General features: G+C 71.7%; 15 protein-coding genes. All 15 read left to right on the forward strand.

The features are described from left to right. Positions 1-62: 62 nt before the first annotated feature. Positions 63-2,648 carry a flagellar filament capping protein FliD gene (gene fliD / locus K6U06_RS11640; RefSeq protein ID WP_262322105.1) on the forward strand — a complete coding sequence of 862 codons (2,586 nt, stop codon included), beginning with the start codon at positions 63-65 and terminating at the stop codon, positions 2,646-2,648. Positions 2,649-2,673: 25 nt separating this feature from the next. After that, positions 2,674-3,093, forward strand: a complete 420-nt coding sequence (gene fliS / locus K6U06_RS11645; protein ID WP_262322106.1) for a flagellar export chaperone FliS — start codon at positions 2,674-2,676, stop codon at positions 3,091-3,093. Beyond that, on the forward strand, positions 3,080-3,349 hold the full coding sequence (locus K6U06_RS11650) for a hypothetical protein (RefSeq protein WP_262322107.1): 270 nt from the start codon (positions 3,080-3,082) through the stop codon (positions 3,347-3,349). Before fliS ends, K6U06_RS11650 begins: the two co-directional genes overlap by 14 nt. 229 nt (positions 3,350-3,578) lie before the next feature. Continuing rightward, positions 3,579-3,923: a flagellar basal body rod protein FlgB gene (locus K6U06_RS11655; protein WP_262322108.1), complete on the forward strand. Its 345-nt coding sequence runs from the start codon at positions 3,579-3,581 to the stop codon at positions 3,921-3,923. Beyond that, positions 3,920-4,324 carry a flagellar basal body rod protein FlgC gene (locus tag K6U06_RS11660; protein ID WP_262322109.1) on the forward strand — a complete coding sequence of 135 codons (405 nt, stop codon included), beginning with the start codon at positions 3,920-3,922 and terminating at the stop codon, positions 4,322-4,324. Before K6U06_RS11655 ends, K6U06_RS11660 begins: the two co-directional genes overlap by 4 nt. Positions 4,325-4,326: 2 nt before the next feature. Continuing rightward, a complete protein-coding gene (locus K6U06_RS11665) occupies positions 4,327-4,617 on the forward strand; it encodes a flagellar hook-basal body complex protein FliE (RefSeq protein ID WP_262322287.1) in 291 nt (96 codons plus the stop codon). 1 nt (position 4,618) lies between these two features. Then, positions 4,619-6,214, forward strand: a complete 1,596-nt coding sequence (fliF, locus tag K6U06_RS11670; RefSeq protein WP_262322110.1) for a flagellar basal-body MS-ring/collar protein FliF — start codon at positions 4,619-4,621, stop codon at positions 6,212-6,214. Further along, positions 6,211-7,227 carry a flagellar motor switch protein FliG gene (fliG, locus tag K6U06_RS11675; RefSeq protein WP_262322111.1) on the forward strand — a complete coding sequence of 339 codons (1,017 nt, stop codon included), beginning with the start codon at positions 6,211-6,213 and terminating at the stop codon, positions 7,225-7,227. Before fliF ends, fliG begins: the two co-directional genes overlap by 4 nt. Continuing rightward, the gene (locus tag K6U06_RS11680) at positions 7,214-7,879 is read left to right on the forward strand and encodes a flagellar assembly protein FliH (protein WP_262322112.1); all 666 of its coding nucleotides are present in this window, start codon (positions 7,214-7,216) and stop codon (positions 7,877-7,879) included. Before fliG ends, K6U06_RS11680 begins: the two co-directional genes overlap by 14 nt. Next, on the forward strand, positions 7,876-9,189 hold the full coding sequence (locus K6U06_RS11685; RefSeq protein WP_262322113.1) for a FliI/YscN family ATPase: 1,314 nt from the start codon (positions 7,876-7,878) through the stop codon (positions 9,187-9,189). Before K6U06_RS11680 ends, K6U06_RS11685 begins: the two co-directional genes overlap by 4 nt. Next, positions 9,186-9,638, forward strand: a complete 453-nt coding sequence (fliJ, locus tag K6U06_RS11690; protein WP_262322114.1) for a flagellar export protein FliJ — start codon at positions 9,186-9,188, stop codon at positions 9,636-9,638. Before K6U06_RS11685 ends, fliJ begins: the two co-directional genes overlap by 4 nt. Next, the gene (locus K6U06_RS24530) at positions 9,635-10,795 is read left to right on the forward strand and encodes an NlpC/P60 family protein (RefSeq protein WP_316044713.1); all 1,161 of its coding nucleotides are present in this window, start codon (positions 9,635-9,637) and stop codon (positions 10,793-10,795) included. The genes fliJ and K6U06_RS24530 overlap by 4 nt, the downstream gene beginning before the upstream one ends. Further along, positions 10,795-12,369: a flagellar hook-length control protein FliK gene (locus tag K6U06_RS11705; RefSeq protein WP_262322115.1), complete on the forward strand. Its 1,575-nt coding sequence runs from the start codon at positions 10,795-10,797 to the stop codon at positions 12,367-12,369. Before K6U06_RS24530 ends, K6U06_RS11705 begins: the two co-directional genes overlap by 1 nt. 22 nt (positions 12,370-12,391) lie before the next feature. Then, positions 12,392-12,847: a flagellar hook capping FlgD N-terminal domain-containing protein gene (locus tag K6U06_RS11710; protein WP_262322116.1), complete on the forward strand. Its 456-nt coding sequence runs from the start codon at positions 12,392-12,394 to the stop codon at positions 12,845-12,847. Between the two features lie 93 nt (positions 12,848-12,940). Next, a complete protein-coding gene (locus K6U06_RS11715; RefSeq protein ID WP_262322117.1) occupies positions 12,941-13,786 on the forward strand; it encodes a flagellar hook-basal body protein in 846 nt (281 codons plus the stop codon). Positions 13,787-13,828: the final 42 nt, after the last annotated feature.

Below are 13,828 nucleotides of genomic sequence, written 5' to 3' on the forward strand. Positions count from 1 at the left end.
TCGGGGCGGCGGGCGTCCAAGCCCGCCGCCCCGATCCATCTGCGGAGAGGAACCACAACCCCATGTCAGTCGCATCATCTGGGACCGGCCCGTCGATCATCGACTACGGCGTCGGGTCCGGCGGCCTCAACACTCAGGCCATCATCTCCGCTGAGCTGCAGCCGTTCCAAGCTCCCGAAACCCGCCTGCAGACCCAGCAGCTGACGATCAACAGCAACGTCTCGGAGTACCAGCAGATCAACACCGACCTGCTGAACCTGCAGACCCAGGCCATGGCGCTGTCGTCCCAGAGCGGGTGGAACGCTCGCCTCGCCACCTCCTCCAACCCCTCGGTCGCCACCGCCACAGCAGCGGACGGCACTCCGGCCGGATCGGTGCAGTTCACCGTGTCGCAGCTGGCGACGGCCAGCTCGCTGATCTCCTCCGGGACGGTGTCGTCGACCTCGCAGATCGTGACCTCGGCGTCGTCGGTCCTCGTCGCCGCGGGCGTCGGCCAGATCGGCGTGACGTCGATGACCGCCAGCAGCGGCCTCACCCTCGGCGCCCACACCATCGAGGTGACCCAGGCGTCGCAGGCGGCGTCGAGTACCGGGACCGTCGCCCTGGCCTCCCAGACCAGCGGCATCGCCGTCACCGGCGGCACCGGCTCGATCAACGTGACAGTCGACGGGACCGCCTACTCCCTGGCTTTGGCCCCCTCGCCGACCGGCGGTTACTCGGGCAGCGGCCTGCTGTCCGCCGTGCAGTCGGCCATCGCCTCCGCCGGCGCCAGCTCGACGCTGGCCGCGGGCTACGACTCCTCCGGCCACCTCATCCTCTCCACGGTCAACCAGGGATCCAGCCAGAGCCTCCAGATCACCGGCGGCACCGACCTGGCCGCCCTCGGCCTCTCGAGCGCCACCACTGCGTCCACTGGCGTCGACGGCGTCGTGCAGCTGGACGGGACCTCGACCACGCTGACCAACGTCGGCCCCGGCGGGTCCGTGACCCTCAACGGAGCGAGCGGCACGTCGGTGACCGCGACCCTGGTCGGCGCGTCCTCCCAGACCCAAGTCAACAGCTCGCTGCTGTCGACGGGGACGGTCACCGCCACCAACGTCTCCACCGGGAACGGGTCGCTGGCCGACGTGGTGGCCAACATCAACGCGGCCAACACCGGGGTCGCGGCGTCGTCGATCCAGACCGGCGCCAACCAGTACGTGCTGTCGCTGACATCGGCCAAGACCGGGTCCAACTCGACGATATCGGTGACCCCGGGAGCGTTCTCGGGGTCCTCGCTCGGCTCGATGAACGTCGCGTCGGTCGGCCAGAACGCCGAGATCCAGATCGGCGGCACCGGCGGCTACGTCCTCCAGTCCCAGACCGACACGTTCAGCGGGCTGCTGCCCGGATTGTCGGTCAGCGTTGCGGGCACCAGTTCCACCCCGGTGACCGTGACCGTAGGGACCGACACCTCCACCATCTCGGGCAAGGTGAAGAGCCTGGTCGACGCGGCGAACACGGTGCTCTCCGACGTGCAGACCTACGCCGGGTACAACCAGACCACCAAGACCGGCGGCCCGCTCATGGGATCGGCGGTCCTGGCGAGCGTGACCCACGAGATCCAGTCGATCTTCGCGTCGGTGAACGGCGCCTCCAGCCTGGCCAACGCCCGCAGCGCCGGGATAACCCTGAGCGGCGGCCAGCTGGCCTTCGACCAGACCGCCTTCGCGTCGGCGTTCGCGGCCAACCCGACCGCGGTTACCTCGCTGTTCACCCAGGGCGGCACCCTCCAGCCCACCCAGGCGGCCTACACCGGACAGGTCACCGTGTCCTACGCGCCGGGGACGGTGCAGGCGGGCAGCTACGACGTCGTGGTCAACCAGTCCGCCACGCAGGCCACCGCCAGCGGCTCGGTGCTGACCGGCGGCGCGGTCACCACCGGCGAGCAGCTCACCATCTCCAGCGGGAGCAACTCCGTCAACTACTCGACGTCGGCAGGCCAGTCGCTGACCTCCATCGCGGCGGGCCTCAACCAGGCGTTCGCCACCGCCGGCCTGTCGGTCTCCGCCAAGGTCAGCTCAAGCGGCCAGCAGCTCCAGCTCATCTCCGACGGCTACGGCAGCAGCTCGGGTTTCACCGTCACCAGCTCCTCCACCAGCGGCGGCACCACCGGGCTGAGCGGCACCTTCAGCGGCACCGACGTCGCCGGGACGATCAACGGTGTCGCCGCGACCGGCTCCGGCCAGTTCCTCACCGCCCCGCCCGGTACGCCGGCGATCGGAGGGCTGTCGCTTCAAGTAACCACCAGCGGCATCACCTCAGCCACCGACCTCGGGCCGTTCAAGTACACCCCGGGCGTGGCGGAATCCCTGCTGGGCCTGACCGGCGCGATGTCAGACCCGGTAAAGGGGGCCATCACCCAGACCATTCAGGGCCTCCAGCAGGAGTCGACCGGCCTCAACTCCCAGATCTCGATGTACGCCCACATCGTCAGCGAGGAGCAGACCCTCCTCACCAACCAGTACGCCGCCTTGGACGCCACCCTCTCGAAGCTCAGCAACCAGAGCTCGACGCTGGCCATGGAGCTGGCCCAGGTGGCGGCCAACACCGGCGCCACGTCGTCCTCCTCGTCGTCGGGGTCCAGCTCGAGCGGATCGCTCGGCTGAGCCCCCTTTGAACCAAGGATCAGCCATGCCCTACCCGAAGCAGGCCGCGGCGGAGTTGCGCCTGCGGTACCTGTCGGAAGCCATAGACACCGCCGCTCCCGCCGTGCGCCTCACGATGCTCGTCGACCGGCTGGAGATGGACCTGCGCGCCGCCGACGCGGGCTTCGCCGAAGGCGACTTGAAGAAGGTCAGCGACGGCCTGGTCCACGCCCAAGAGATCGTGCTGACCCTCCGCGACAGCCTCCGCATCGACCAGTGGGAGGGGGCGCCCAGGCTGCATGGCCTATACACCCACCTCTACAACGAACTGGTCGGGGCCAACCTCACCAAGGACCGGGAGCGGGCGGCCGCGGCCGCGGTGCTCCTCGGGCAGATCGCACAAGCTTGGCGCGACGCCGCGATCCTCAACCAGAAGATGCTGGAGCCTGTCGGTGGGGTGGGCTGACGCACTCGACGACATGGAGGCCCGGCTGGCGCAAGCCGAGCTGGTCCTGCGCGGCGGGGCTCCCCCGAGCGGGTTGCAGCTACCGCCGGGGCTGGGCCCCATCCCCGCCGAGCTGGTGGAGCGGGCCCGGCGGGTCCACGCGGACACCGATCGGGTAGCGGCGGAGCTGCTCGAGGCTCGCGCCCGCCTGGCGTCGGCGCTGCGCCGCCGGCCCGCCCCCGAGCAGCACCCGGCGTACATCGACACGAGGGCCTGAGCGACCAGCGGAGCAAATGCCGCGACTTCGCTGACCCGGCACCGCAAACCGCAGTCCGAGAAAGCAGCGGCGTATCGGCCGCTTCTGGCTCAGGTGCGGCACCAAACCGCCGATCCTCAGTGATGTCCCGCCAGGATGGCGGGGCTCGACACAGGCCCAGGACGGGCACCGCTACACGCTTTCTCGGGTCACCGACCCGTGCATCGCCCGTCTTCTGGAGGTCACCTCGTTGAGCAACATCATCGGACTCTTGCAGTTCGCGGCCAACGGTCTGTCGCAACAGCAGCAGGCCATCGCCGGCAACCTGGCCAACTCCGAGACGCCGGGCTACACGGCTCAGGACGTCAACTTCGAGAGCAGCCTGCAGCAGGCCCTGACCTCACCCGGCGGCGGGACCGCAACGGTCACTACCAGCCCGGACCCGGCGCCCGCCGCGACCAACGGCAACAACGTCGACACCGGCCAGCAGCTGGTCGCCGCGCAGCAAAACACGCTGCAGTACCAGACCACCGTCGAGATGCTCAACGCGCAGTTCCGGCTGATCCAAGGCGCCACCGGCGGGAGCTGGTCATGAGCCTCTTCGGTGCCCTCACCATCTCCGGCGGCGGGATCGACGCCGCCCAGACGTGGATCAACACCACGGCATCCAACGTGGCCAACGCCAATGACGTGGCACCGACCAGCCAGGGGGTGTACGCCACCGAGGCCCCGGTGTTCACACCGGTGAACGTCGGCGGCTCCGGGGCGATGGGCGTGCAGGTGTCCGGTGTCGTGCGCGGCTCGACCGCCGGCATCGTCACCCACGACCCGAGCAGCCCGCTGGCCGACGCTCAGGGCAACGTCCGCACCGCCGATGTGAGCATGAGCACCCAGCTCGTCGGTCTCATCGCCGCTCAGAACGACTACCAGGCCAACGCCCGGGTACTGGCCCAGGCCAAGACGGCCTACCAGTCGGCCCTCACGCTGGGGCAGTGACGATGATCGCGCCCATCCCCCCCATCCAACCGCTGCCGGCGGCCCCCTCGGCCGGCCCGGCCAACGCCGCCAGCGGCGCCGGTTTCGGCAACAGCATCACCAGCGCCTTGGACCAAGTCCAGCAGACCCAGAACGCAGCGTCGCAGAGCCAGGCTCTCGCCGCCGCCGGTCAGGGCAGCGTGTCAGACGCCATGATCGCCTCCACGCAGGCGTCGCTGGCCACCCAGGTCACCGTCGCGCTGACCAACAAGGCCGTCACCGCGTTCACCGACGTCATGAACCTGCAGCTCTGACATGGCCCGCTCCGCACTTCCCGACCTGGGCCAACTCCGCCAAGGGTTCCAGCGCTTCTCTCGGGGCTTCACGCCCGGGCAGAAAGCAGTCACCGTCGTCGCGTTCATCGCCGTCATCGTCGGCGGGATGTACGTCATGTCGATGACCGGCAAGCCGACCTACGTGCCGCTCTTCACCAACCTGCAGGGGAGCGACGCCGCGAGTATCACCTCCAAGCTGACCGCCGACAAGGTGGCGTACCGGCTCTCCAACGGCGGCACGACGGTGCTGGTGCCGGCCGCCTCGGTGGACAAGGAGCGCCTGGCGCTGGCCCAATCCGGGCTGCCGGCAGGAGGCACCGTCGGCCTGTCGCTGCTCGACAAGGAGGGGATCACCGCCTCCAACATGACCCAGCAGGCCGACTACCTCCAGGCCATCCAGGGTGAGCTGGAGAAGACCATCGACTCGATCCAAGGCGTCGCCTCGTCGCAGGTCAACGTGGCGCTCCCCGCCAACCAGGACTTCGCGCTGAACAACAACAACCCGACCGGCGCGTCGGTCATGGTCACCATGCAGCCCGGTCAGACGCTGAGCACGAGCAACGTCGAGGCCATCGTGCACCTGGTCGGCTCGAGCGTCCCGAACCTCGACGTGAAAAACGTTACCGTCGCGGACTCGAGCGGCGACCTGCTCGCCGGTCCGGGCATGGCCGCCAGCGGCGGCGCCGCCAACGGCCAGACGGCCTCCTACGACGGCAGCGTCCAAGCCAAAGTCGAGCAGTACCTGGCGGCGGTGCTCGGACCCAACAACGCCGATGTCCAGGTCAACGCCACCCTCAACTACAACGAGGTGCAGACCAACACCCAGAGCATCCTGCCGACCGCCAAAGGGACCAACGCCAGTTTCTGCACCCAGACCAGCCAGAGCACCTCGACCTACACCGGGACCGGAGCCCCCGCCGGCGGCACGGTGGGGACGGTGACGACGACAGGCGGTACGGCGGGCAACGGTTCGTACAACCAGTCGCAAAACACCCAGACCTGCGAGACCAACCAGCAGACCCAGACCGTCCAGCAGGCGCCGGGCACGGTGACATCCCAGTCGGTAGCGGTGCTGGTCAACTCCGCGGCGCTCCCGAAGGGCGTCAGCATGTCCGCCCTCCAAGCCGGTGTGGCCGCCGCGGCGGGGATCACCCCGGCCCGGGGCGACACCCTGGCGTTCTCGTCGATGCCGTTCAACACCGCCGCCGCGCAGCAGGCGGCCAAGGCCGCCGCAGCGACAGCCGCCGCCACCAAGAAGCAGGCCACCTCGTCGCTGATGCGGACCGCGGCGGTGATGCTGATCATCGGCCTGGTGCTGCTCATGGTGTGGCGCTCCGCCCGCAAGGCCAAGAAGCTGGCGCCGACGTCGATCCTCAGCCCGTCGGACCTGGCCGCGCTCCAGGCCCTGCAGATCGGCGATGACGCCACCACGCAGCTGCCCGCCCTGGGCGTCTCCGAGCTGGCGGCACCGCCGGCCCCCGCGGCGATCAGCGCCTTCGTCGACGGGCAGCCCGACGAGGTCGCCCAGCTGCTGCGAGGGTGGCTCGACGAGAACCGTGAGGTGCCGGCGCAGTGACCGCGGCGATCACCGGGGGCCCGACCGCCACCCTGACCGGAACCCAAAAGGCGGCGGTGGTGCTCAGCCAGGCCGACCCGACCCGGGCCCTGCGCATCTTGAAGGCGATGAGCGAGCAGGAGTCGGTGCGGGTGCTGTCTGCCATGGCCACCCTCCCTCCGCTGTCGCCCGAACAGGTCAGCCGGGTGGTCAACGAGTACCACGAGATGAGCCGGTCCCAAAGCGGCGTCGGGCTGGTCAAGCGGCTGCTCGTCGACCGTCTGGGCAGCGCCCGAGCCGGCGAGGTCCTGGCGCAGTTCGGGGCGCCGGCCAACCCCGGCCCGCTGCACTTCCTCCACCGCATCGACCCCCTCCAGATCCTGACCTTCATCGGCGAGGAGCACCCTCAGACCATCGCCGTGGTCCTGGCCCACCTTCCCGCCGAGCAGGCCGCCGCGGTCTTGAAGGCGATGGACGACACCAGGCGGGCCGACGTCGCTCGCCGGATCGCCACGATGGGGCGGGTCCACCGGGAGGCCATCGACCACATCGCCCGGACCCTCGACCAGCAGCTGTCGGCCCTGGTCCGCTCCGGCGGTGCCGCCACCGCCGAGCTGGGCGGGGTGTCGTCGATGGTCGCCATCCTCAACCAGACCGACCGCTCGTCGGAGAAGCAGCTCCTCGCCGACCTGGAGGCCGCCGACCCGGAGCTGGCGGAGGAGATCCGCAACGAGCTGTTCGTGTTCGACGACATCACCACCCTCGACGACCGCACCCTCCAGCTGGTGCTGCGCAACGTCGTGCCGAAAGACCTGGCCGTGGCGTTGAAGAACGCCCCCGCCGAGCTGCTGGCCACCTTCACCCGGAACATGTCGGAGCGAGCCGCGCAGGACCTGCGCGACGAGATCGAGGTGATGCGCCCGACCCGCCTGTCGCAGGTCGAAGCCGCCCAGTCGGCGGTGGTGCGCATCGTCCGGGAGCTCGAAGCGAGCGGCGAGATCGTCATTGCGAGGGGCGACGATGACCTGGTCTGAGGTACCCACCGCTGGTAGCCGCAGGCCCCGGGTGCTGCGCGGACCCGACAGCGCGTCGAGCGGTCCTGGCGTCGCCCTGTCCCCCTGGAAACCGCACGAGACCTTCGGCCCCGAGGAGCAAGTCGACCGCCTGGCTCAAGCCCATCAGGCGGGCTGGGACGCTGGCTACCAGGCGGCCCGAGCCGAGGCGGACGCCGCGGCGAACGCCCGCGAGGCCGCCGAGCGCCGAGCGCTGCGCGACGCCCTCACCGACGCGGCCCGCTCCGTAGCCGCGGCCCGCAACGCGGCGGTCGAGACCATCGCAGCGGAGGTCGCAGGCCTGGCGGTCGAGCTGGCCCAGGCCCTCGTCGGGAGGGAGCTGTACCTGAGCGAAGCGGCCGACAAGGAGGCCCTGGCCCGCGCCCTGCGGCTGGCGCCGAGCGGTGAGGACCTGGTCATCCGCCTCCATCCGGGCCACGGCCTGGACCAGTCCACGGTCGCCGAGATGGCGCCGGGCGTGAGCGCCCGGATCGTCGACGACCCCACCGTCGAAGCGGGCGGCTGCGTCCTCGAAGCCGGCGCCTGCCGGATCGACAGCCAGATCGGCGCCGCCGTCGAGCGGGCCCGCGCCCTGTTGGCCGCCGGCGGCAACGCCACGGGCGTCGCGGCATGACCGTCGTGGCGAACGCGCTTCGCTCCCAGCTCCTCGCCGCGGTGGCGCCGCAGCGCACCGGCAGGGTCACCCACCTCGTCGGCATGCGCATCGAGGTCGAGGGCGTCGACGCGGCGGTAGGCGACGCGGTGCGGATCTGGTCCGGCGCCGACCCCCTCGACGCCGAGGTGGTCGCCATCGACGGCAAGCGCCTGGCGTGCATGCCCTTCGGCAGCCTCACCGGCCTGCGCTACGGCGACCCGGTCGAGTCCTACGGAGGCCCGCTGCCCCTCCACGTCGGGCCGGGCCTCCTCGGCCGGGTCCTCGACGGCCTCGGCCGCCCGATCGACGCAGGAACGATCCCCGAGCTGACCGAGGAGGTCGCCGTCGACGGCGCCCCGCCCCATCCCCTCACCAGGGACCCGGTCGACCAGCAGCTGTCGCTCGGCGTGCGGGCCCTCGACACGCTGGTCCCGTGCGGTCGGGGTCAGCGCCTCGGCATCTTCGCCGGGTCCGGGGTCGGCAAATCCAGCCTCCTGTCGATGATCGCCCGCGGCACCGACGCCACCGTGTCGGTGCTGGCCCTGGTCGGGGAGCGAGGCCGGGAGGTCAACGAGTTCCTCCACCGCGACCTCGGGCCGGAGGGTCTGGCCCGATCGGTGGTGGTGGTCGCCACCTCCGACGAACCGGCGCTGGTCCGCATCCGGGCCGCGTTCACCGCGACGCGCATCGCCGAGTGGTTCCGGGACCAGGGCCAAGACGTCGTGTTGATGATGGACTCCCTCACCCGCTTCGCCATGGCGCAACGGGAGGTCGGCTTGGCCGCCGGCGAGCCGCCCGCCACCAGGGGTTACACCCCGTCGGTCTTCACGTTGCTGCCGCGCCTGCTAGAGCGGGCCGGAACCACCGACAACGGCAGCATCACCGGCCTCTACACCGTCCTCGTCGACGGCGACGACATGAACGAGCCGGTCGCCGACGCGACCCGCTCGATCCTCGACGGTCACATCGTGCTGTCCCGGCGGCTGGCCACCAGCGGCCACTTCCCGAGCATCGACGTCCTCGAGTCGGTGTCGCGAGTCGAGCCGGCGATCACCACCCCCGGTCGCCGGGGCGCGGCCCGCGAACTGCGGCGGCTTATGGCCGCCTACCGCGACGCCAAGGACCTCATCGAGATCGGCGCCTACCTCCCCGGCTCCAACCCCCTGGTCGACCGGGCCGTCGCCATGCAGCCCGCCATCGAGGGCTTCCTCTGCCAGGACGTCGCGACCACGGTCGGCGCCGAGCAGTCGTGGCAGGAGCTGGGCTCGCTGGTCGGAGGCGGCGCGTGAGCCGCCCTCAACGCCGCCTCGACGCCGTCCTGAGCGCCAGGAGAGCCCAAGAAGACGTCGCTCGGCTCCGGCTGGCGACCGCCAACCGGGAGCTGCAGCACGGCCGGCAGGTCCTCGACTCGGCGAGCGAACGCTACCGGTCGCAGCCCACCCTGACCGGACCGTGCGATGTGCCCGACCTGCTCGCCGCCCACCAGGCCGCCGAACAACTGGCGGCGACCGTCGCCCACGCCCGCGGCGCGCTGAGCGACGCAGAGAGAAGCGCGCACCTGCGCCGAGGGGAATGGTCCGAGGCCGCGCAGCGCGTCGCCGCCTTGGAGCGCCTCGTCGAGCGGCGCCAGCGGGAGTGGCAGGCCGAGGTGCAGCGCAGAGAAGACCAGGCCGTCGACGACATCGTCACGTCGCGATGGGCGCCGGCCGGCAGCGCAGGGGACAGGAGCAGACGGTGAGCTACGTAGACGCCCAGGCCATGATCGCCCGCTTCCAGTCGGTCGGCGCCACCCTCGCCTCCCTCGGCCAGCAGACCGAGCAGTCGGGTCCCGCCGGGTTCGAGGCGACCCTGGCGCAAGTCGGCGCCGAGCTGAACGGGAACCCGACCGGCACCGCGGCCGCGCCGGCCGCCTCCTCATCGGGCGGGTACCTGCCGACCTCCTCGCTGCTCGGGCTGTCATCGGCCCAGCCGCCGGCGTCGTCCTCCTCGCTCGTCGCCGCCGACGCTTTCTGGGGCGGCGACAGCAGCTCGACTGGCTCCGTAGCCGGTTCCCCGCAAGGCGCGGCGGGCGGGGGAGCGGGCGCCGCGGTGGTCACCGACGCCGCCAAGTACATCGGCGTGCCCTACGTGTGGGGCGGGACCAGCCCGGCCGGCTTCGACTGCTCCGGGCTGGTCCAGTACGTCTACGGCCAGCTCGGTGTGTCGCTGCCTCGCACCAGCGAGCAGCAGGCCACCGCCGGCTCGCCCGTCGCCAGCCTGGCCGACGCTCAGCCAGGCGACTTGGTGTTCTTCGCAGGATCCGACGGGACCGCCGCCAGCCCCGGCCACGTCGGCATCTACATCGGTAACGGGCAGATGATCGACGCCCCCCACACCGGCACCACCGTCCAGGTCCAGCCGGTGGGCACGCCCAGCGCGATCCGCCGGGTCCTCCCGGACGCGGCGGCTACCTCCGTGGGGGCTTCGGGCCTCGAGCCGGCGTCGGCCGCCGGGATCCCGCCCGGCCTGGGCGTCCCGGCCGGGCTGGTCCCCCTGTTCAGCCGCATCGGGCAGTCCACCGGCGTGGCGCCGGCGCTGCTCGCAGCGGTGGCCAAGCAGGAATCCGGGTTCCAGACCGACGCGGTCAGCGGCGCCGGCGCCCAAGGCCTGATGCAGCTGATGCCCTCCACCGCGGCCGGTCTCGGCGTCAACGCCTTGGACCCGGCTCAGGCCATCACCGGCGCCGCCACGCTCCTGAAGGGTTACCTCAAGCAGTTCGGGTCGGTGCCACTCGCCCTTGCGGCGTACAACGCCGGGCCCGGCGCGGTGACCAGCTACGGCGGGGTTCCCCCTTACGCCGAGACCCAGCATTACGTCTCCAACATCACGTCGATGCTGGGGCAGGCGGCCGCGTGATGCCCGCGCTCTCATCGGTGTCGACGATGGTGGATCCTGCCGTGCCCGCCCCACCGGGCCAGGCCCGAGGCGCCGACGTCACGGGCGGCTCCTTCCAGGAGGCCCTCGCCGCGCAGCGCCAGGCCGCATCGCCGCGCGACGCGTCCTCACCGGCGCGGGCCGCGACACCCGACGGCGGCAACCAACCCGGCGCCGGTCAGCACGCCACCATTTCTCCCGCCGGGGCTGGGGTGGCGCCTACCGGGGACGGCAAAGACCCCCGCCGCCACCAGAAGGACAAGCCGTCAAGCGCCGCCGCCCAGCCGCCGGGCAACGGCACGCCGGTCAGCGGCGGGCCTGGCAGCGTCCCCCCGGCGCCAACCCCCCCGGCGCCAACCCCCCCGGCGGCCGCTCCGGCGGTCCCGACCGCCGCGGCCGGGTCAGGAGCGGCGACAGCGGCCGCGGTGATGGCCGCCTCGGTCGCCTCCGCGCCGGCCGTCGGTGTCCCGGCTTCGCCGACCGGCGTGTTGGCGGCCCCGGGCGCGGTGCAAGCCGCCAGCGGTGCCGTCTCGCCGTCCGCGCCGGGCGGGCCCGCCGGGACTGGTCAGTCGGCCGGTGCCCCCTCCGCGGCGACACTTCAGACCCCCGGGTTGTCGGCGGCGAGCCCGACCGGCCCGACCCCTGCCCCGACCCCAGGCCCGGCGGCGGGTGGCCCCGGGATGGCCGCAGCGCCCGGCGGGGCCGGCGCAGCTGCGACGCCCGCCCCGGGCGTCGACGCGTCCGGGCAACCGGCGGCCATCGCCGCGGCCGCTGGGTCAACCTCCGCCGCAACTCCCGCAGCGGCGGGAACCGCCACCAACGCGACCGCGGCCGCGGGCGGCACCCCGGACGCCAGCCGAGGCGCCGGGAACGCCGGGACCGCCGGCACCGCCGAGCCGGCCGCGGTCACCGGCTCGTCTTCCCAGCCCGGCAGGCGCGCCGCGCTGGACCCGACGCAGACGTCAACGCCGCACGCCGCGCAGCCCGAGGCGACCAGCCCGGCGCCGTCCCCGGGCCCGGCGCCCCAGCCCACCCCGACCAACCCCCTCAACCCGTCACCCGCGGCGAGCGCGCCGCCCGCCCCGGCCGCCCCGCCCACCCCGTCGGGCGCGGCCCCGGCGGCCGTCGCCGCCGAGCGGGCTACCTCGCAGCCCGGCCCGTCCCCGCAGTTCGTCGGTGCGCTCGGCTCCCTCACCTCCTCGAAGGGCACCCACCAGATCACCATGGACCTGGTCCCCGAAGGCGTGGGTGCAGTGCGCGCCGTGGTGACCGTAGACCCCGAGCGGGTTTTGGTCCGGTTGACCACCGATTCGCCTGAGGCCCACGCCGCCATGGAGCGATCCCTTCCGCTGCTTCGCCACCAACTGGGCTCCGACGGCGCCAACGTCACCGTCACGCTGGGTCAAGGGTCGGGGTCGGGCAGCGGTCACTGGGACCAAACCGCGCGGTCGGGGAGCGACGCCACCGCCCGCGACGCCACCCCCGACCCCGTCGAGATCACCTCGCCGACCTTCGTAACCACCGACGCCCGCCGACTGGTGGACGTGCAGCTGTGAGCCCCGACCCAAGGAGACATTCGTGACCATCCCCGGTGCCAGCATCACCTCCGCTCCGCTGTCGGTGTCGGCCATGGCGACCGCCCAAACCCCGACCTCGGGGATCTCGTCGCTGACCAACTCGTCCCCGACGTCGGGTCTCAACCAGCTCGACAACACCCAAACGTTCCTGCAGCTGCTCGTCGCCCAGCTGAAGAACCAAGACCCGACCAACCCGTCAGATCCCACCCAGTTCATGACCGAGATCGCCCAGATGACCGCCGTGCAGTCCCAGACCAGCCTGGCGGCCGAGGAGCAGACCGTGGCCGCCGACAGCATGCTCGGACGCACCGTCAACGCGCTCAACGGGGCCGGAGCACCGGTGACCGGCGTCGTCGACGGCGTGCTCCTGTCTTCCTCCGGGGCGCCCGAGCTGCAGATCGGCAGCGGGAGCAGCGCCCAGGACGTGTCGGTCACGGCGGTGACCAAGGTGTCGTGATCCCGCGCCCCAGGCGCTACTCACGCTAACGCTCCACCCCAACCGCCTCGCCTCCGAACCCAACGACCTCGCCTCCGAAAGGATCCACAACCGATGGAACAGTCACTCCTCGCCGCCACCTCGGGCATCCAGTCCAGCCAGACCTACCTCGACGTGATCGGCAACAACATCGCCAACTCGAACACCACCGCCTACGAGAGCCAGAACGTCTACTTCACCGACCTGCTGAGCCAGCAGCTGACCGGCGCCACCGCACCGTCGACGGTCGCCGGTGGCGTCAACCCGCTGACCGTCGGCGCCGGCGTCCGGGTCGGGGCCATCGCCGGCAGCCAGTCACAGGGGGCTCCGCAGGCCACCGGGATCCCCTCCAACGTCGCCATCCAGGGCAGCGGCTACCTGGTGGTGGTCCAAAACGGCCAGCAGCTCTACACCCGTGCCGGCGACCTGTCCCTCGACGCCAACGGCAACCTGGTCACCCCGACCGGAGGCATGGTCCAAGGCTGGGAGGCGACGGGCGGTGCCATCACCAACACCGGCGCGACCGGCACGGTCAGCATCCCGCCCAAGCTCACCAACACCGCAGGGGCGACCCTCGCCAGCTACTCGATCGGCTCCGACGGGGTCATCACCGGGTCGTTCTCCGACGGCAGCACCCAACCGATCGCCCAGCTGGCGTTGGCCACGGTGACCAACCCCAACGGCCTCTCCTCCGTCGGCGCGTCGATGTACTCGCTCAGCGCCAACTCCGGCGCGGCGACCGTAGGCGTGCCCGGGACCGGCGGCCGGGGCACCTTCCTCGGCGGCAGCCTGGAGTCCTCCAACGTCGACCTGGCCACCGAGCTCACCAACCTGATCGTGGCGCAAGAGTCCTACCAGGCCAACACCAAGGTGGTCAGCTCCACCTCCGCCACCCTTCAGAGCCTGATGCAGATGCAGTAGCTCCGCCCCGGCGAAGCCACGACCGCGGCCCGCACCCCCGAA

Origin of the sequence: Acidiferrimicrobium sp. IK, assembly GCF_025499425.1 — a bacterium.
GTDB lineage: Bacteria > Actinomycetota > Acidimicrobiia > Acidimicrobiales > Palsa-688 > Acidiferrimicrobium.

What these genes read in the sequence shown, in the direction of transcription:
- fliD (WP_262322105.1), top strand. Translation starts at nt 63, where the DNA reads ATGTCAGTCGCATCATCTGGGACCGGCCCGTCGATCATCGACTACGGC.
- K6U06_RS11660 (WP_262322109.1), top strand. Translation starts at nt 3,920, where the DNA reads ATGAGCCTCTTCGGTGCCCTCACCATCTCCGGCGGCGGGATCGACGCC.
- fliS (WP_262322106.1), top strand. Translation starts at nt 2,674, where the DNA reads ATGCCCTACCCGAAGCAGGCCGCGGCGGAGTTGCGCCTGCGGTACCTG.
- K6U06_RS11665 (WP_262322287.1), top strand. Translation starts at nt 4,327, where the DNA reads ATGATCGCGCCCATCCCCCCCATCCAACCGCTGCCGGCGGCCCCCTCG.
- K6U06_RS11680 (WP_262322112.1), top strand. Translation starts at nt 7,214, where the DNA reads ATGACCTGGTCTGAGGTACCCACCGCTGGTAGCCGCAGGCCCCGGGTG.
- K6U06_RS11685 (WP_262322113.1), top strand. Translation starts at nt 7,876, where the DNA reads ATGACCGTCGTGGCGAACGCGCTTCGCTCCCAGCTCCTCGCCGCGGTG.
- K6U06_RS11715 (WP_262322117.1), top strand. Translation starts at nt 12,941, where the DNA reads ATGGAACAGTCACTCCTCGCCGCCACCTCGGGCATCCAGTCCAGCCAG.
- fliF (WP_262322110.1), top strand. Translation starts at nt 4,619, where the DNA reads ATGGCCCGCTCCGCACTTCCCGACCTGGGCCAACTCCGCCAAGGGTTC.
- K6U06_RS11705 (WP_262322115.1), top strand. Translation starts at nt 10,795, where the DNA reads ATGCCCGCGCTCTCATCGGTGTCGACGATGGTGGATCCTGCCGTGCCC.